An 18,602-nucleotide genomic window follows, 5' to 3' on the forward strand; every position below is an offset into this window, starting at 1 on the left:
ACCGGAGAAATTCAAAAAACCTTAGTGCGCGTAAAAGCGAAGCACCGATCGATCCTGGGCAAAGTGTACTAGAATCTATTGACAAGCATCCATATAGGACAACCGCAAATACTGAGCTTGTGCGGTGGAATGATAGACGAAAAGTTCAGCTACAAGGATTGCTCATCTGTTTTATGAACGATTTCCATCACAATGTCTACGTAACTCTTAACGGACTGTTGCCCTGTTCTAAGTCATTCAGATTAGAAAATGTCTATAATATGTTTTAGCATCTTCTCGCTAACAAGCCATTTATGGAACCTTTAGCAAAAGAACGCTGTGCCGCCTGCCGCCGAAACTCTCCCCGCGTCACAGCTTACGAAATTGTCCAACTAAAACCTCAAATTCCCGACTGGAATTTGATCGAAAAAAATGGCGTTCCCCAGTTAGAACGCACCTACAAATTCCCGGATTTCAAAAGTGCGATCGCCTTTACAAACAGCGTCGCCGAAGCCGCAGAAACTGAAGGACATCACCCGGCGCTGTTAACCGAGTGGGGGAAAGTTACCGTTACTTGGTGGACTCACGCGATTTCTGGATTGCACCGCAATGATTTTATCATGGCGGCGAAAACAGATGCGATCGCCCATCAATTCCTAACCTAAAATCAGATTTATCGGCTGACAATAGTCTCAGAAATCATCGCTCCGGGTTCTGGTGAATGCGATTGATTTGTATTCAAAAACTCCAGGTTTAGCCGGTAGCCGACATTCCGCACAGTTTGAATTAGGCTCGGTTGTCGCGGGTCGATTTCGATTTTTTTACGCAAAGAGAGTACGTGGGTGTCGATCGTCCGGGGGTTGTCAATAGCATCAGGCCAGGCCCGGCGCAGCAAATCCGATCGCGACAGCGGCACTCCGCCAGCTTGAGCCAGCACGTACAGCAGGCTGAATTCTTGAGGAGTCAGCTCGATGTTTTCCTCGTACAATCTGACTCGGCGCTGCACCAAATCAATTTTTAGCAGCCCGCATTCCAGCATCGCCGGCGGTATCATCGTGCGGTTGCGGCGCATCAGAGCCTCCACCCTGGCCATAAACTCTTGCATCCCAAACGGTTTAGTCAGGTAATCGTCAGCCCCCGACTTCAAACCTTCGACAATATCCGCTTCCGTATTCCGCGCCGACAGCATCAAAATCAGCGATTGCTGCTGCTTCCCCAGCCAGCGACAAAATTCTAAACCGTCCCCATCGGGCAATTGGGCATCCAGAATGACTAGGGTTGGCTGACGGCTGAAAAATATTTCCCTAGCGTGACTGATATCCGCCGACTGGTGCACCCAGTGACCGACTTGCTGTAAATGCCAGCCCAAGAGCGATCGCAGGTGCGGATTTCCTTCAACAATCGAAATACTTACAGATCCCACAGCGGCGAGCTTCCCTTATCACTAATGGCTACCAGGTTAACAGAGCTTTTGTCAAGGTTTTGTAACCATCGCTACTCAAGCTTTAGCTCTATTTATAGAGGCGAACAAACCGATAGTATGAATTTTAAAGATTTTGTCAAGTTGGGATCGTCAGCCCGCAGAAAGGTTAAATCATTCTGGCGGTGAGTTTACAATAAAAATAAGACAGCCTACAGCCGATCGACCCTATGCCCCAACCACCTGCTTTTACCGAACCCCGCGACAGGGCCCCTAGTGCTAGGAGGTTGACAAATCGCGCAACAGAAACTAAAATTCCTCCAACCGTTCGCTCGGTAGCCGGAACACTCACCCAGTGCGCTCATCAAATTCACCAACATCCCGACTCTACTAAACGCGCAGCGAATTATTTAGGTGCGCGCAAAAAAGTCCAGCCACTGCATTGCAGCGAGTGAAATTTTTTATGGAGGGTAGCCTGTTGAGCAGGGTAAAAACTTTTATTTAGCAATTGTCTCTGTTCTGAGCAACAAGCCCAGCCATCGAGGCTATTCCTAAATCCCGCCGTCATTATACACCACAAAGGATTTCTAACTCACACCATGCTACAAGATACCCAAACAATCCGGCACTACCAAAAACTCACCGACGCCCTCGTCGAAATGTGGAATAGAGGTTATCGTTTCGATGAGTTGCGCCTTTACTTAGATGGCTACCTCGCAGCCCTGCGACATTGTAACAGCCTGGAACCCTATCTGATTCACAGATTAGAGGAAGAAGCAGCGCGTTACATTCACGATCCGTCAAATTTTGAAATGCCACAGACACAGACACAAACTGAAGCAGACTACTATTAAATAGTAAATTCGGTTTGATAAACCCTGGATTATTTGGGAATTGGGCATCGGGAATTGGGCATCGGGAATTGGTTGTTTGTTATTTCTTCCTTCTTCCTTATTCCTTCTTGCCGATCTCCGTTACATCCCTTATATCCGTTACATCTGCCCTTACGAATCCGTTGCCGAACTTGCTTCTGCGGTAAATCAACCTAGTTCAACGTCAAACCCGATCGCTGTTAAGCCGTTGCAGCATTTAAATTGAATGTCAAAAAAAAAATCAAAGTCTTGTGGGGTGTCCCGCCCGCTCTGAATAGGCAATTTAAATGCGTGACAGCTTATATCCCCGACTTATTTAATAAGTCGGGGATATGTTTGTTTTGTCTAATTTTAAGAAGCCAAAGCAACTTCTACAATTTCTTGCAATTCGCCCTTTTGATACATCTCGATCATAATATCCGAGCCGCCAAGAAACTCGCCGTTGATATAAACTTGGGGAATTGTCGGCCAGTTGGAATACTCTTTAACGCCTTGACGAATTTCCTGGTCTGCTAACACATCTACAGTTTCGTAAGGCACTCCCAAAGTATTGAGAATTTGCACCACGGTATTCGAAAAACCGCACTGGGGCATTAATTTATTGCCCTTCATAAACACCATGATTTTGTTTTGCTTAACCAAGCCGTCAATTCTTTCCTGTGCTGTAGTCATGGTAGCTCCTAATATTGTTTGAATTTTTTTAAACGTTGACAGTTGTTTCTCAGGGCGCAGAAACCTGGTTTTTGGAGAAAATTTCTCGTTAAAACCATAGATTCCGGTTAACAAAACTGGTTTCTTTGGTTTCCAATTGTTTCTCTAGCAACTCTTGACACAAGCGCAAACTTGTGATTTCCAGAGAGCAGCTCAACAATTAAGCCACTGGACTTTTCGCTGCCCATTCTGCAGGAGTTAAGGTTTCCAAGGCCAAAGCGTGGATAGCTTCACTAGCCATTGCCTGTTTGAGAGCGCCGTAAACCAGTTGGTGCTGCTTTACTCGACTTTTGCCTTCAAAGGCGGCAGAGACTACTCTCGCCTGGTAGTGGTCGCCGCCGCCGGTCAAATCGTCAACTTGTATCTTAGCGTCGGGCAATTCTGCCTTAATCATTTCTGCTACTTGAGACGGTGTAACCATTGGTATTTGTGATAAAGGGCTGTATTGAGTATTTTAGTGGAACTATTTGTTAGACGATCGCGGTTGATTTGCAGCAGGCCGCGGATAGGGCGCATCCACAAAACCCAATTCTAGTAACTGCTGGTAAGCTTTTTTGCCCAAGTCGCGAGTTGGCTGCTGCGATCGAATAATCTGAATCAGTAGGGGGACAGCCAGTTCCGGCTTGTTTTGCGCCCGGTGTACCAAAGCCAGCCGGTAGGTAGCTTCGTCGCGCATTTGGGCTGTTTCCACAGCTTTGGTGCGGTTGCTGTCGGCCAAGCGGACATCAATTCCAGCAAAACTGCTGCTGAGTTGTTGGTAGAAGTTGGATAGTTGATTGAAAATTTGGCGGGATTCTTGGAGCTTTTGAGCGGCGACAGTATAATTTTGACTGGAAATAGCACCGCTGGCTTCTGTCATCAAGCGCTGACCTCCGGCAACGCTCAGCAGGCTGCTGTCTTGGGTCAGAGGGCGGAGGTTGTTGGGGTCTGTGGGGTCGTCGGCGGGATCGACTTGCTGTTGGTTATCTGGCCGAGAAGGTTGTTGTGCTTGGGCTTGGAGCGGTTGCAACAGGGTCAAAAGTGCGATCGCCCCGATCGTCATCCGGGCAGTGAAGCGAAGCCAGCAAACAGTTCCAGAATATACCATGAAATTACTTTGCGCCCAGCGCACTTTAAAAAGATATTTAGCTTGAGCCGATCGTACCATTGGCGATCGCAACCGGCTAAGTGTACACCAATTTTGTGTAAATGTCAAAGAGCTCGATCGGGCAAAAGGCTCTTTTGGAAAAATGAGAGTAGAGACTTGACAGTAGGTTCTCGTTGTGAGAACATGAAGATGTCGTGTAAAAACGGTACCCGAATGAGACTAATTTCTCGGAAAAATCTTGAGAGTGCGATCGAACCCTACCCCGACGATGCCAAGGCTGCGATCGCACTTTGGCGCAAAGCTATCAAAGATAACGATTGGGAATCACTAGAAGAGATTCGACAGGCATATTCCAAATCGGTCGATCGAGTCTGTGGATATACCATATTTAATATTAAAGGCAATCAGTATAGATTAATCGTAAAAATCAACTATACAGCCAGAATTATATATTTTAAAAGATTTTTAAGCCATGCCGAATATAACAAAATCCAGTGGAATGATGAAGATGAACTTAAACAAACAATAGGTTAATTCCCACTAACTATATATCGGAGGCTCATTAGAGAGTCCCTGATGTATTCAATGAATTCAAAACATTTAGTTCAAAGGTTAAAATCATGATGCCTAGAAACAAACACCCACCTCCTATTTGAGAACCCTGTCTAAGTAAGCAAGCAAAGGAATGAGAAATGAGCATCACAATTGAAAAAACAGCTTACGGTCAACTTTTGGCAAAATCTCAGCCTAAGCCAATCCTGAACGAAGAAGATAACGATATTGCCCTCGCAGAAGTCGATTTTCTGATGTCTAAGGAAGAATTAACACTAGAAGAAGAAACTTTACTGAGTCTCTGGGGGCTGTTGATCGAAGAATACGAATCAAAATATTACCCAAATCCAGAAGTGACTCCCCAGGATGTTCTATTGCATTTCATCGAAATTCGCGAACTCAAACAAGCCGATTTAGTGGGTGTGATTGGTTCCAAAGGAGTAGTCTCTGAGGTGGTTAATGGAAAACGGGCGATTAGCAAGGCGCAAGCTAAGGCGCTAGGAGAATTCTTTAATGTTAATCCTAGCGTGTTTATTTGAGATAAGAGATAAGACGGCGGTTGAAACCGCTTCTACAAAGACAAAACCTGCCTCCGCAGGTTGAAGAGACTAGGCGGTTTCAAACACCCGTTATTCTGCATCAAAATTAAACAGGAACATTTCTGATGGTACAACCAAGCAAACCAACCTCCGACACTCTCCAAAACTATCAAGGTATTGGAGTTCCCGAAGAAAGTCTGGCAGTGATTTTGCAGCGGGGCGGCGATGAATTGCTGCTGTCAAAAGTTCCCAATCGCTTTACAGTCCGCCCATCATCGATAGCATCAGCCTCAAACAATTGGGTTGCCACAACTGGGGCAAAACTTAACCGCCGCATCGGGCAAAGTAATCTCGAAGAGTATATCGTTGGGCCAGAAAACCTAGATGCAGCAATGCAAGCAGCCCGCGCTAGCGATGCTGTAGCTTTTGCCAGCCATGTTTATTGTCCGGCGAACAATCCGAGTACATTCTTTTATTTGACAGACCAAATTACTATTCAATTTGGCGAACAAGTAGACGAACTATCGCGAAAGTCGATCGCCCGTGCAGCAAATTTAACAATAGTCCGGCCAGTCTCAGGAATTCCCAACACCTTTGTCTGTGAAGTCAATAAACAAGCAACAGAAAACCCGGTCAAAATTGCCAACCGCCTGACAAGATATCCCGAAGTTCTGATCGCTGAACCCAATATTTTAGTAGAAACTCAGCAGCATTATAAACCCCGCGATCCGTTTTATCCCCAACAGTGGTATCTCAACAACCGAGGCGGCAACGAACTTGTCGGCGACGCTCAAATTTATGCAGAAGCGGCTTGGGATATGACTCGCGGCGCGCGATCGATCGTAATTGCGATCGCCGATGATTCAGTAGACTTGACACATCCCGATTTTCAAGGCCAAGGCAAAATCGTCTCACCCATCGATTTCAAAGACGGCGACACTTCCCCGATGCCCGTTGCCGAATCGGACAACCACGGCACAAGTTGCGCCGGTGTCGCCGCAGCAGAAGAAAACGGCAAAGGCATTGTCGGAGTCGCCCCCGGATGCGCCCTGATGCCCATCCGTACTAGCGGTTTTCTTGATGACGAGTCGATCGAAAAAATATTCAATTGGGCAGTGGAAAAAGGCGCAGCGATCATCTCTTGCAGTTGGGGCCCAGGGGCAGTTTACTATCCCCTTTCCCTGCGCCAGAGTGCCGTCATCACCAAAGCCGCCACCCAAGGGCGGGGCGGTAGAGGCTGCGTGATTCTGTTCGCTGCGGGCAATGCCAACCGCCCTGTCAACGGTACTGTAGATGAGAAAGACTGGCCGAATAACATTTTGGGCGATCGAACTAATTGGCTGGCAGGATTTGCCGTGCACCCCGATGTGATTGCGGTGTCTGCTTCCACTTCCCTCAACAAAAAAGCAGCCTACAGCAATTGGGGCAACAGCATTTCGGTGTGCGCCCCCAGCAACAACGCGCCGCCGGGAACTTGGCTGCCAGAAACCGGATTTATTGCGACTGCGCCGGAAGTGACGCAGTATTTGCCCGGTTTGGGGGTGTTTACTGCCGATCGAGTCGGTGTTGCCGGCTACGATCCGGGGGACTACACCAATACCTTTGGCGGCACTTCCAGCGCCACTCCAGTAGTCGCTGGAGTGGCAGCTTTAGTGCTTTCGGCCAACCCCCGTTTGACGGCGCGGGAAGTGCGGGGAATTCTCGAACAAACTGCTGATAAAATTGTCGATTCCCAGCCCGATCCGCAGTTGGGAAATCGGATGGGAAATTACGATCCTAATAGCCGCCGCAGCGATTGGTTCGGTTACGGAAAAGTGAATGCTTTAAAAGCGGTGCAAGCTGCGGTGAGAAAGGGCGGCGGCAATCCGAATATTGGCGGTGCGAGGTTTAGCGATATTTCTGGACATTGGGCGGAGAACTTTATTGAGGCTTTGGCTGCGGGGAATATAATTAGCGGTTTTCCTGACGGTTCTTTTAAACCTGATGACTGTTTAAATCGCGCTCAATATGCGGCGCTTTTGGTGAGTGCGTTTAGTCCGATTCCGAAGCGGTTGGCGACAAATTTTATTGATGTTTCTGCTAGTTTTTGGGCGAGAAGTGCGATCGAACGGGCGAATCGGGCGGGGTTTTTGTCTGGGTTTCCGGGGTTGAAGTTTGGCCCGAATCAGAATTTAACTAAGACTGAGGCGATCGTATCTTTGGTTAACGGTTTGGAACTTAAGGGCGGCAATCCCGATGTTTTGAAAGTTTACACCGATCGATCGCAAATTCCTAATTTTGCTTTAAGCGCCGCAGCCACAGCAACTGCTTTGAATATTGTAGTAAACTATCCGGCGCGCGATCGGCTTTCGCCGCAGCGGGACATTACCCGCGCCGAGATTTCAGCTTTAATTTACCAGACGTTGGTAGCAATTAATCGCGCTAGGGCGATCGATTCTCCTTACATCGTCTAGTCAATAAATTAACCACAATTATTGTAGCGGCGGGTTCACCAACAATCTATAATATCAGCCATAAAACCCGTAAACCCGCCCCCCCCCAACCCACATTTTGCGATCGACAGACTCATATCGTGTCCGATAAATTACCATAACAAAAAGGTTCGTAGTGCGGTAAATTCCGCGCTACGAACCAATTTTATCGTTCAATAAAATATTTGCGTCGAGCCGTGCTGAATCTGCCTTGAATCTGCGGTTATATTAAATCCTCTCTTCAGCGGAATAGTAAATTCACTATTAACAGTTAACAGTTAATAGTTAACAGTTGACAGTTAACATCATTCCGATGCAACCGGAAACGATATTACTCTATTAATTAAACTTTCACCCTCGCAAATCCCCCAAAGCCTTCAATGCAAACTGTGGCAAAGCCAACATCCTACGCCAGCGCCAAGGTTCTTGATAAAGCCGGTACAACCATTCTAAATGATTGTCGCAAAACCAAGCCGGTGCGCGGTCTTTGGTTCCCGCCCAAATATCGAAACTGCCGCCAACTCCCACCCAAATAGACTGCGGACAAAGGTGTCGGTTTTCCGCAATCCAAAACTCTTGGCGAGGCACTCCCAAGCCCACAAAAATCAGTTTGGGCTGCATTTTTTTGAGGTTTTCACGGAAGTCTTTTTCTTCATCAGCAGAAAGATAGCCGTGTTGAGCAGAAATCGACAATCCTTTCACTTTTTGCTGCCAAGTTTCTGCCGCCTTCGCCGTCACTCCCGGCGCACCTCCAAAGAAAAATACCGGTTCGGAATCGGGCAATTTTCCGGCTTCTTGCAGCAGCGATTCTGCTAGTTCAATCCCCGGATAGCGCTTTGCCGGTTTGCCGCGCATTCGCAAGTACAGCACCACTCCCGAACCGTCTGGAATCACGAGTTCTGCAGAGCGAATTACATCGCCTAATGCCTGATTTTTCTCGGCTTGCATTGCCATTTCAGCATTTAGTGTCACGACGTGACTTCCTAAGCCTTGATGCAGGCGCTCTATCAGCCAACCTGCGTAATCGTCTAATATGTGAACTGGTAGTCCCAGCACTGAAAATTGCGGGCGCGATCGATCCATATTTCTTTCTGTGAGATTTCTACACACCTAGTTATTTAAATTAGCTTAGTTTGGCGATCGATGCTAGACTACTTTTGAACGAAAAAAATCCGGTTTGTGCCACAAAGATTTTGGTAAGTCATCATTCCGTGGCCCAGAAACCGGTTTTTTTGTACGCGACGCGCAAGTCCATTAGAGTTAGGCTGCCAAGTGCGATCGCTCATTAACGTTCAATTTTCTTGACAGAGCCGTCAGCGTACCATTCCATCGGCACGAGTTCAATTTTACCATTAACCTTCACTGTAGAGTAGACAATTTTTACAAAAGGAACGCGGTTATTATTGTTGTTGTTGCGGCTGGACATGACAATCACCTTGTTTTGTTGTTGGCCGAATCGGAGCAGTGATAGAATCTCTGATATATTTAAAAGTCTATTCACCGCAATTGAACTCGCATCAGGAAAACCAAGGAAAACGAAATGGCGATCGCAACAAAAGAGCGACAAACGAAGTTAGATCATTACTACCAGCAAATCAAAAACGTCATCCTCAAGCGCCAGAACCCAATTACTGGCTTGCTTCCGGCGAGTACCGCCGTTAACGCTCACGGCGACTATACCGATGCTTGGGTGCGGGATAACGTGTACAGCATTCTCGCAGTTTGGGGTTTGGGTTTAGCTTACCGCAAAATTGACGGCGATCGCGGTAGAACCTTTGAACTCGAACACAGCACAGTCAAATTGATGCGCGGCTTGCTGTTTGCGATGATGCAGCAATCGAACAAAGTCGAACGTTTTAAAAATACTCAGTTGCCGCTAGATGCCCTACACGCTAAATACAATACTCAAACTGGTAGTATTGTTGTTGGCGATGACCAATGGGGACATTTACAGTTAGATGCTACATCTATATTTTTGTTGATTCTTGCTCAAATGACGGCTTCGGGATTGCATATAATTTTTACAATCGATGAAGTCAATTTCGTGCAAAATTTAGTCTACTACATTGGTAGAGCTTACCGCACTCCCGATTACGGAATTTGGGAAAGAGGCAATAAAGTTAATCGCGGCAATGCAGAATTAAATGCTAGTTCGGTTGGCATGGCAAAAGCAGCGCTGGAAGCAATAAATGGATTGGATTTGTTCGGAGTTAACGGTTCTCAAACATCAGTGATTCACGTTTTGCCCGATGAAATTGCCAGAAGCCGCGTAACTTTGGAATCGCTTTTGCCTCGCGAATCTAGTTCAAAAGAAGTAGATGCAGCTTTATTGAGCGCGATTAGTTTTCCCGCTTTTGCTGTGGAAGATAAAGAATTAGTAGAACGAACTAGAAATAAAATAATCGACAAATTGCAAGGCAATTACGGCTGCAAGCGGTTTCTGCGGGACGGACACCAAACAGTTTTGGAAGATGTCGATCGCCTGCATTACGAACCGACAGAATTAAAGCAGTTCGAGCATATAGAATGCGAGTGGCCGCTATTTTTTACTTATTTGTTCTTGGACGGCATATTTGAGGGAAATCAAGCCCAAGTCGAAGAGTACCAGCAGCGTTTGGAATCTCTAACAGTCGATCGCGCTGGTGTGCCACTTCTACCAGAATTGTACTACATCCCCGCCCAAAATATAGAAGCAGAAAAATTAAATCCCCGCAGCCAGCAGCGCCTACCCAATGAAAATGTTCCCCTAGTTTGGGCGCAAAGTTTGTATTTTCTCGGTCAATTACTCAACGAAGGATTAATCGCAGTTGGCGATATTGACCCCTTGGGAAGACACCTGTCAGTGGGCAGGCACAGAGAACCTTTAGTGCAAATTGCCCTGTTAGCTGAAGACAAAGATTTGCAAGCAGAATTAGCCACCAACGGTATTGCAGCGCAAACTCCAAAACAGGTAGAACCAATTCAAGTCCGCCAAGCCAAAGAATTATCCGCTATTTACGCGGAGATTGGACGCAACGATTCACTAGGCTTAACAGGCCGCCCCGTGCGCCGTTTGCGGAGTTTGACGACTTCCCGGGTGTTCAAAATTCGCGGAGAGGCGATCGTATTTCTTCCCTCATTCTTGGACAGAGAAGAATTTTACCTAACTCTAGACTACCATTTTCTAGTATCTAAAATTCAAAGCGAAATAGCTCACATTCACCGCCACTGGTATCAGTTGGGACGACCCACGGTAACGCTGATGCTGACTCACGCGATGCTCGAAACCGGCCGCGAAGCACTGCTGGAATTGATGAAGCAACTCCGCGACGGAAACTCAGGAAATACGCCTGTCAAACTCGGAAATATTAACCAGTTAATGCTGACTGCTGGCACAGAGAGAATAGATTTCATGCAATATTTTGAATTCACTGAATCTCCAGTGACAGGTGCAGTAGAAACCCCCACCTATCTGAGTTACAATCCCGAAAAAACTTGGCCATTGGGTCATACCCAAGAATTTAAATTAGAGTGCGAAACTAATCCTCAATTATTGCTCACCAGCCTGCAAAACTCAGAGAATTTGTACGAACAAATTGAGTTGCTGCATACGCTGATTCGCCTCAAAGGATTAAACTTTGATACAGGATTTGGCGGCGCGGAAGCAACTGTTGAAGTTGTGGATTTACTCAACGAAGTTTATACAAAAGCTGGAGAAAGTTCGCAATCAAAAATTCAATGGGCCGTTGTCCGTCACGCGGCTGGATTGCTGGACAAAGTTGATATCAGCTTGTCGGATGCGGTAACAGACATTTTGGTACGGCAAAAACAGATTGCTGTGGGGAAAGCCTACAGTGAAGACTCGCTGATTTCGCGACCTGGTTCTTACACGGAAGTCATGGACAAAATTCGCCAATTCTGTGGAGAAGACGTTCGCGATCGAGTTCTCACTCAAGAAATTCTGATTTACTTAGGCTTGCTAATTAAAGCCGAACCGCAGTTATTTAAAGGGTTGCTAACTCTGAGAGTGAGTTACTTTATTTTGCTGTTAACTAGCGAATTAGCCCGCGAATTGCGAGTTACGCAAAATGAAGCTTACGAATATTTAATGCAGCTAAGTCCCTTTGAAATTAAAAATCGCCTGCGCCAAGTATTGGCAGAATATGAGGAAATGAATCAAATCCTCAAACAGCAAGAATCATTGCGTGTCAAACAGCCGGAAAAAGATATTGAATGGGTAGTCGCGCCTGTGTTTGAGGAACCCAAAATGCCTGCAGGTGGATGGCGGCGCAAGCGGCAAATGGAAGGTGCAGTCAACCGCGTACCGAAGGATTTTTATCCGAGTGTTTGGGGATTGCTGCGGCACTGCAAAGGCTTAATTATTGGCGATAAATTAGAGCGTCGAAATCGCTTAGATAGCGATATTATTTTAGCGGAAATGACCCCAGGCGAAAAGAATTTCGCGCTCCAAATCGAGCATTTGCTAAACAAAATTGTAGCGCCGGAATACCGACAAGTCAATATTGAGGCGCTGATGGAGTTGGCGGCGATCGCCCAACGCAACCCAGAATTGCAAGTAGAAGAATACATCGTTTTAGATGTATTAGTCGGTCACGCAGTCCGGCTGAATTGGCTGGGAAGACACTCGGAAAGAGCAGATAAGTACGATGAAGATAAGGCGGCGGCGTGGCAAGGTTTTTACAATACTTCGCCCTACGTTTGCGCGAGTCACGTACTGGATGCTTTCCGTTTCTTGACGAAGTTTGGATAGATTGAGCTACCCCCTCGATAGATGGTTCGGCGGTTGAAACCGCAACTACAAAAACAAAGTCCGCCTCCGCGGACTAAGAAATAAGGGGGGATATTTAAGCTTGATTTGGTATTACACTTTACTACATCGCAGATATATTTTAGAGCCAGCGGTTTTGATTTGCAGGAGAGGATAATTCGTAGTAGCGCCCAAGCGCTACTGCAAACCCCAAACTACAAAACTCCTTTAGAACTCGGAATCCGACTGGCGCGCCGAGGGTCGATTTCTACCGCCATCCGCAGAGCTCGCGCAAAGGCTTTGAACGCGGCTTCGACAATGTGATGTGAATTTCCGCCCTGCAACTGTCGAATGTGCAGTGTCATCTGAGTGTGGTTCACCACCGCTGAAAAAAACTCTCTCACTAACTCGGTATCGTAGGTGCCGATTCGCTGGTTGGGAATTTCTAAGCTGTAACTTAGGTGAGGCCGTCCCGAAAAGTCTAAGACTACTTCAATTAAAGCTTCATCCAAAGGGGCGATGAAGTGGCCGAAGCGAGAAATGCCCGATCGATCCCCGACAGCTTTTGCTAGGGCTTGGCCCAAGGTAATTCCCACATCTTCGTTCGTGTGGTGGTCGTCAATCTCCAAATCCCCGATCGCCTGCACGTCCAAATCGATCAATCCGTGAGAAGCAATTTGGTGCAACATATGGTCTAAAAACGGAATCCCCGTAGACGCCTTGCAAGTTCCCACACCGTCGAGATTCAGGCTAGCAGTGACATCCGTTTCCAGTGTCGTGCGTTTCACCAACGCGGCCCTGGCTGGTTGAACCGAATTTGCAGGAGGTACTGGAGGGCGATCGATTATTTCCATAATTCCCAATTTGTCATTCATAGTTATTGTTGATAATTAGTAATTTGGGATTAGCACTTTTGTAGCAGACAACGGACAGTTAAGTAGTAAGACACAATTAATTACACAAAACTCTGGGCTACAAGCCTTGTCTAGTAAAGAATCAGCAAAAAATCAGTGTGTAATTAATTCTGTCCAATTACTTATTGACAGTTGACTGTTGGCAAATTTTGCTGTCAACTGTTTACTATCTAAAAACTTCGCTGACAACTGTCAACTGTCAACTGACAACTGTCAACTGACAACTGTTTAAAAGCTGTTACATTCCCATGATTTCGTAACCAGCATCGACATATAAAACTTGACCCGTAATCCCGCTAGAGAGATTGCTGCACAGAAAAGCCGCAGCATTTCCCACTTCCTGCTGAGTCACAGTCCGCCGCAGCGGGGCCACTTCCTCAACGTGGTGGATCATGTCCAGAATGCCGCCAACTGCTGACGAAGCCAGAGTGCGAATCGGGCCCGAAGAAATCGCATTTACCCGAATATTTAACGGGCCGAGTTCCGCCGCCAGATAGCGAACATTCATCTCCAGAGCTGCCTTAGCAATGCCCATCACATTATAATTAGGAACTACCCGCACGCCGCCCAAATAACTCAGCGTGATAATGCTGCCGCCCTCCGCCATCAGCGGTTTAGCCGCAGCACAAAGCCGCACCAGCGAGTAAGCGCTAATATCCAAAGCATTGGAGAAGCCTTGGCGGGAGGTGTTGGTGAAATCTCCTGAAAGTTCGTCCTTGCCGGCAAAGGCTAAGCAGTGAACCAGGATATCTAACTTGCCCCATTTGTCGGCGATGGTTTGAAAAGTAGACTCGATTTCGCTCTCGTTTTGGACATTGCAGGGCAAATACAGGCTGGGATTGAGCGGTTCGACAAGTTCGGCGACTTTGCGCTCGTGCTTGCCTTTTTCATCCTTCAAAAAAGTGATGCCGAGGTTGGCCCCTGCTTTGTGGAGCTGCTGGGCGATGCCCCAGGCGATCGAGCGATTGTTGGCAATGCCCGTAACAAGAGCATTTTTTCCGGTCAAATCTATCATCTGTATTTCTTCTCGAAGCAACTTGCACCGTTCTCGTGGGCTATATCCGACAACTCCGCCAGTTTAGACACAACTGATTCAGATTTAACTGATGGACAGACAATTGAGACACAATTGAGATTAATTTGGTTGTGGATCTAAATGGGCGGAATTGAAAAAGTTAAGAGAATGGCTAGATTTAATATCATACAGCGTGTGTTTAACTTAACATTAGATGGCTGTAACAGAATCCCTGGACATTGGAGGTTGGTCAGTATATTTACTCAATAAGCTTAATCGACAATTTACAAACTATTGATTAGTACAAAGGATCTAGTCGTGACACATGATAGACCGCTAGCAGCCGTGTTCCGCCAAATCAGCGGCGGGGCGTTTCCACCCATTGTGGAAAACTTTGAACGGGGCAAGACAATTTTTTTCCCTGGAGACCCGGCTGAGCGCGTCTACGTTCTGCTTAGAGGCGCTGTGAAGCTCTCTAGGGTGTATGAAGCAGGCGAAGAAATTACTGTGGCGCTCCTGCGGGAAAACAGCGTGTTCGGCGTGCTGTCTCTGATTACGGGACACCGCTCGGACAGATTTTACCACGCGGTAGCGTTTACGCCGGTAGAATTGATCTCGCTGCCGATCGAACAAGTCGAGAAAGCTCTCAAGGAAGACGCAGAATTGCCTATGGTTTTGCTGCGGGGACTTTCTTCTCGGATTTTGCAAACGGAGATGATGATCGAAACCCTCGCACACCGAGATATGGGTTCGAGACTCGTCAGCTTTTTGCTGATTCTGTGCCGGGATTTTGGCGTGCCCAGTACGGATGGGATTACGATTGATTTGAAGCTGTCCCACCAGGCGATCGCCGAAGCGATCGGCTCGACGCGGGTAACTGTGACTCGTTTGCTGGGGGATCTCAGACAAGAAACCATGATCTCGATCCACAAGAAAAAGATCACTGTCCACAACCCGGTGGCCTTAAGCCAGCAATTCACTTGATGCCGAGAAAGTATAGGATTTTGGATTTTGGATTTTAGATTCAATCCAAAATCCACCATCCTAAATTTAAAATCGGAATGACTGCTGGATACATCTTGGTATTTGTAATTTTAGTGTTGGGGGGTACGATCGCGACTGTCAGCGATCGTCTCGGGACGAAAGTCGGCAAGGCAAGGTTGAGTTTGTTCAAACTTCGCCCCCGCGACACTGCTGTTGTGGTGACAGTGATGGCCGGCAGCATCCTGTCAGCAATTACTTTGGCCATTTTGTTTGCTACCAGCAAGCCTCTGCGAACCGGGGTTTTTCAAATAGACGAGATTCAAAAAAGGCTCAACCAAGCCCGCAGAGAACTCAAAGAAACCACTCAAGAAAAAAATCGAGTTGAAACTGAATTAAATGGAGCCAGAACCGCTCAAGCGCAAGCTAAAGCCAATTTAGAGCAAATTAATCAATCGCTCCAAGCTGCTAATGCCGAGCAAGCTCGGACAGAAAAAAAATTAAACTCGCTCCGGGCCCAGCTCAACAGCGTGCAAGCAGCCAAGTCTAAAACCCAAGAGCAGTTAAGTCAGGTAGAAGCAGCTAAATCGGACACGGAAGAACAGCTTGCTAGCGTGGAAGCTGCTAAATCCCGCACCGAAGAACAGTTGAAACTGGTGGAAACTGCCCGATCGACTACAAGAGCTCAGCTCGATCGCACTGAGAACCAATTGAAAACAGTTTCCGATCAAAAAACAGCTTTGAGCTCGGAAATCGCCCAACTGCAAGCGGAACGCCAACAGTTGATCGAGCAGCGAGAGCAGGTGAAAGTTCAAATTGCCCAGCGCGATCGAGAAATTGCCAAGCGAGACGCAGAAATTGCCCAGCGGCAGGAAGAAGTTGCCAAGCGAGACGCAGAAATTGTCAATCGCAACGAACTAATTTCCCAGCGGGACAAGGAAATTGCCCAGCGGGTGCAAAATCTCGCCGATCGCGATCGCATAATTGTCGAGAGGGACAAAGTAATTGCCGAGAGGGAAGCTCTTTTAGAAACCCTCGCACAGCAACAAACTAAACTCGAACAGCAACAAACTTTATTGCAGCAGCAAGTGCAAGTTTTGGAACGGGACTTTCAGGCCATCCGCGAGGGTACAGTTGCGATCAGGCGCGGTCAAATTTTAGCTGCTGGCGTTGTTCGCATCTTGGAACCGGATAAGGCGAGTCGGGCGATCGATCGACTGTTGCAAGAAGCAAATAAAACCACCGTCGAACTGATGCAGCCGGAAAATGCCAAGGTTCGCAAACAGATTATTCAAATTACTACAGCAGAAATCGATCAATTAATCAGTCAGATTAAAGACGGTAAAGACTACGTGGTGCGAATCGTCGCCGGCGCTAATTATCTGCGAGAAGAAAAGGTAATTAAGGTATTTGCCGAAGCCGAAATCAATCGAGTTGTATTCCGCGCCGGAGATGTGATTGCAGCGGTTGCTGTCGATCCGGTGACTTTGACAAACGAACAGGTGCGGGTGCAGTTGCTGCAATTGATCGAAGCTTGTCAATTTCGCGCTCGCTTGATCGGAGTTGTCGGCGGCAGAGTGCAAGTTGCGGACAATCGGATTGAAACTTTAGGTGGTTTTATCGATCGATTGCAGCAGTACGAGAAATCGCTGGAGGTTCGGGCGATCGCCGCAGATGTCACGTACATCGCCGGCCCGCTGAAAATAGATTTAGTTGCTCTGGAAAACGGAGTCGTTGTTTTCCGCACCGGACAACAACCACCGGCCGGCCCAGATGTGAAAGTTAAGTAATAAGTGCGATCGACCTATCGAATTACACCCAAGATTTTGGGCAATAAAATTACAATTTTGCTTGACATTGTCGCGCCCTTCACATATCATTAAATCATGGCAATCTGTGCCGCCATATATATAGCAATCGCCACATCATGCGCCGACATAAATAACCTCAGAAATAGAGCCAATACCGGTCAAGCATAAATGGTTCAATTCCCATACTATTCAACCATCAACCATCAACTGCCAACTGCCAACTGCCAACCATCAACTGCCAACTGCCAACTGCCAACTGTCAACTGTTAAAATGCAGGAGCGTGCGGTGTAATGTCAGAGAATCAAAATCAACCCAGAGAATACGATGCCGTCCTTGGCGGTCAAAGTTCAATTCCTCTCAATGCTGCGGTACTCGGAGGGATTCCCGGCGTTAAAAGCCGATTAACTTCACCCATTGTCGAAGTGAGAATCGCCGCCCTCTCCGAAGCGCTCAAATATGGAGAAGCAGGTTTAGATTTGATAATTCAAGCATTGCACGATGAATCAATGCAGGTGAAATTTGCTGCCTATTCACTCCTGAAAGATCGAGATGACTTAAAGATTAAACCTCAGTTTCACGAATATCTCCCTACATTTGAATTTGATGTCATCACAGTCGATGCTGAAGGAAAAGAAAACAGTCCCAGAAAGTCTTTTGCTCATTACTTCCCTGAAGACTTAGGTAATGGAGTTGTACTAGAAATGGTTTACATTCCTGGCGGCAAATTTATGATGGGTTGGCAAGCACCAAAATCAGCTAGGTACGATAACGAAAGTCCGCCGCCTCAAGTAATAGTACCGACTTTTTATGCAGGAAGATACCCCATCACCCAACCACAGTGGCAAGCAGTGATGGGAAATAATCCATCGCGCTTTAAAGGTGAAAAACGTCCTGTAGAAAGTGTAAGGTGGAATGAGGCTGTAGCATTCTGCCAAAAACTTTCTGAAAAAACAGGCAAGATTTATCGCTTACTTTCAAAATCTGAATGGCAATATGCTTGTCGCGCTGGAACTACAACATCTTTCTATTTTGGCGAGACAATTACCAAAGATTTAGTTAATTATGACCGCCAACAAACAATGGATGTGGGGAGTTTTCCTCCCAATGCCTTTGGACTTTATGATATGCACGGTCAGGTTGGCGAATGGTGCAGCGATAAGTGGCAAATTAACGATGACGACGCAGGGACTGACGGAGGTTTTTGGAAAAATGAAATAAATAGTTACCGTGTGCTGCATGGAGGTTCGTGGAACTACCGTGCGCTCCAGTGCCGTGCGGCCTACCGCTGCTGCATCCCGCGCAACTCGCACGGGCACGGGGACGGGGGTTTTCGTGTTGCGGTAGCTTTGGCTGTCCCTTCCTCCCCGTCTTCCCTGTGAGGACTCTTCTCTACTCTTTAGATAGTAGGGTGCGTCGCCATCTACAATTTGCAAATCACATCGACAATCTCATAACGACGCACCGCCTGTACAGGGGTGAGAGAAACCGGGTTTGTGCGCGGA

At 47.0% G+C, this 18,602-nt stretch carries 17 protein-coding genes; 9 read left to right on the plus strand and 8 right to left on the minus strand.

All coding sequences use genetic code 11. The features are described 5' to 3' along the window. Nucleotides 1-293 precede the first annotated feature (293 nt). Nucleotides 294-644 carry a 4a-hydroxytetrahydrobiopterin dehydratase gene (locus QT998_RS07880; protein WP_333118601.1) on the plus strand — a complete coding sequence of 117 codons (351 nt, stop codon included), beginning with the start codon at nt 294-296 and terminating at the stop codon, nt 642-644. 8 nt (nt 645-652) lie between these two features. Here QT998_RS07880 and QT998_RS07885 read toward each other — a convergent pair whose 3' ends face one another. Then, nucleotides 653-1,402, minus strand: a complete 750-nt coding sequence (locus QT998_RS07885) for a response regulator transcription factor (protein WP_333093049.1) — start codon at nt 1,400-1,402, stop codon at nt 653-655. Between the two features lie 596 nt (nt 1,403-1,998). On the opposite strand from QT998_RS07885, the gene QT998_RS07890 reads away from it, so the two are divergent. Further along, on the plus strand, nt 1,999-2,253 hold the full coding sequence (locus QT998_RS07890; RefSeq protein ID WP_194010481.1) for a DUF6761 family protein: 255 nt from the start codon (nt 1,999-2,001) through the stop codon (nt 2,251-2,253). Nucleotides 2,254-2,622: 369 nt separating this feature from the next. Here the strand turns inward: QT998_RS07890 and grxD are convergent, their stop codons facing one another. From grxD to QT998_RS07905, 3 genes are all read right to left on the minus strand, one after another. Continuing rightward, a complete protein-coding gene (grxD, locus tag QT998_RS07895) occupies nt 2,623-2,943 on the minus strand; it encodes a Grx4 family monothiol glutaredoxin (protein WP_194010482.1) in 321 nt (106 codons plus the stop codon). 199 nt (nt 2,944-3,142) lie between these two features. Continuing rightward, nucleotides 3,143-3,403, minus strand: a complete 261-nt coding sequence (locus QT998_RS07900) for a BolA family protein (RefSeq protein WP_194010483.1) — start codon at nt 3,401-3,403, stop codon at nt 3,143-3,145. A gap of 42 nt (nt 3,404-3,445) precedes the next feature. Next, entirely contained in the window at nt 3,446-4,069 is a 624-nt protein-coding gene (locus tag QT998_RS07905; protein WP_194010484.1) for a hypothetical protein, read from the minus strand. 213 nt (nt 4,070-4,282) lie between these two features. On the opposite strand from QT998_RS07905, the gene QT998_RS07910 reads away from it, so the two are divergent. The 3 genes from QT998_RS07910 (at nt 4,283) to QT998_RS07920 (ending at nt 7,613) form a co-directional block, all read left to right on the plus strand. Then, entirely contained in the window at nt 4,283-4,603 is a 321-nt protein-coding gene (locus QT998_RS07910) for a type II toxin-antitoxin system HigB family toxin (RefSeq protein WP_333118603.1), read from the plus strand. Nucleotides 4,604-4,761: 158 nt separating this feature from the next. Beyond that, on the plus strand, nt 4,762-5,160 hold the full coding sequence (locus QT998_RS07915; RefSeq protein WP_333093052.1) for a helix-turn-helix domain-containing protein: 399 nt from the start codon (nt 4,762-4,764) through the stop codon (nt 5,158-5,160). Nucleotides 5,161-5,285: 125 nt separating this feature from the next. Further along, on the plus strand, nt 5,286-7,613 hold the full coding sequence (locus tag QT998_RS07920; protein WP_333118605.1) for a S8 family serine peptidase: 2,328 nt from the start codon (nt 5,286-5,288) through the stop codon (nt 7,611-7,613). 369 nt (nt 7,614-7,982) lie between these two features. Here the strand turns inward: QT998_RS07920 and QT998_RS07925 are convergent, their stop codons facing one another. Both QT998_RS07925 and QT998_RS07930 read right to left on the minus strand, forming a co-directional pair. After that, nucleotides 7,983-8,714, minus strand: a complete 732-nt coding sequence (locus QT998_RS07925; protein ID WP_333093054.1) for a WecB/TagA/CpsF family glycosyltransferase — start codon at nt 8,712-8,714, stop codon at nt 7,983-7,985. Nucleotides 8,715-8,916: 202 nt separating this feature from the next. Continuing rightward, entirely contained in the window at nt 8,917-9,057 is a 141-nt protein-coding gene (locus tag QT998_RS07930; RefSeq protein ID WP_194010489.1) for a hypothetical protein, read from the minus strand. A 114-nt stretch (nt 9,058-9,171) separates the two neighbouring features. Between QT998_RS07930 and QT998_RS07935 the strand changes: the two genes are divergently transcribed. Beyond that, nucleotides 9,172-12,381, plus strand: coding sequence for a glycoside hydrolase family 15 protein (locus QT998_RS07935; protein ID WP_333118606.1), 3,210 nt, complete (start codon nt 9,172-9,174; stop codon nt 12,379-12,381). A 212-nt stretch (nt 12,382-12,593) separates the two neighbouring features. Here the strand turns inward: QT998_RS07935 and hisB are convergent, their stop codons facing one another. Together hisB and fabI are read right to left on the minus strand one after the other, a co-directional pair. Then, complete coding sequence (gene hisB / locus QT998_RS07940; RefSeq protein WP_442921550.1) at nt 12,594-13,232, minus strand: imidazoleglycerol-phosphate dehydratase HisB; 639 nt, start codon at nt 13,230-13,232, stop codon at nt 12,594-12,596. A gap of 298 nt (nt 13,233-13,530) precedes the next feature. Beyond that, complete coding sequence (gene fabI, locus QT998_RS07945; protein WP_194068175.1) at nt 13,531-14,307, minus strand: enoyl-ACP reductase FabI; 777 nt, start codon at nt 14,305-14,307, stop codon at nt 13,531-13,533. 318 nt (nt 14,308-14,625) lie between these two features. On the opposite strand from fabI, the gene ntcA reads away from it, so the two are divergent. The 3 genes from ntcA (at nt 14,626) to QT998_RS07960 (ending at nt 18,479) form a co-directional block, all read left to right on the plus strand. After that, nucleotides 14,626-15,291 carry a global nitrogen regulator NtcA gene (gene ntcA / locus QT998_RS07950; protein WP_442921548.1) on the plus strand — a complete coding sequence of 222 codons (666 nt, stop codon included), beginning with the start codon at nt 14,626-14,628 and terminating at the stop codon, nt 15,289-15,291. A gap of 77 nt (nt 15,292-15,368) precedes the next feature. After that, nucleotides 15,369-17,078, plus strand: a complete 1,710-nt coding sequence (locus tag QT998_RS07955; RefSeq protein ID WP_333093060.1) for a DUF3084 domain-containing protein — start codon at nt 15,369-15,371, stop codon at nt 17,076-17,078. A 312-nt stretch (nt 17,079-17,390) separates the two neighbouring features. Then, nucleotides 17,391-18,479, plus strand: coding sequence for a formylglycine-generating enzyme family protein (locus tag QT998_RS07960; protein ID WP_333118607.1), 1,089 nt, complete (start codon nt 17,391-17,393; stop codon nt 18,477-18,479). Nucleotides 18,480-18,602 lie beyond the last annotated feature (123 nt).

The sequence above is a fragment of the Microcoleus sp. S1D4 genome (assembly GCF_036700765.1).
Lineage (GTDB): Bacteria > Cyanobacteriota > Cyanobacteriia > Cyanobacteriales > Microcoleaceae > Microcoleus.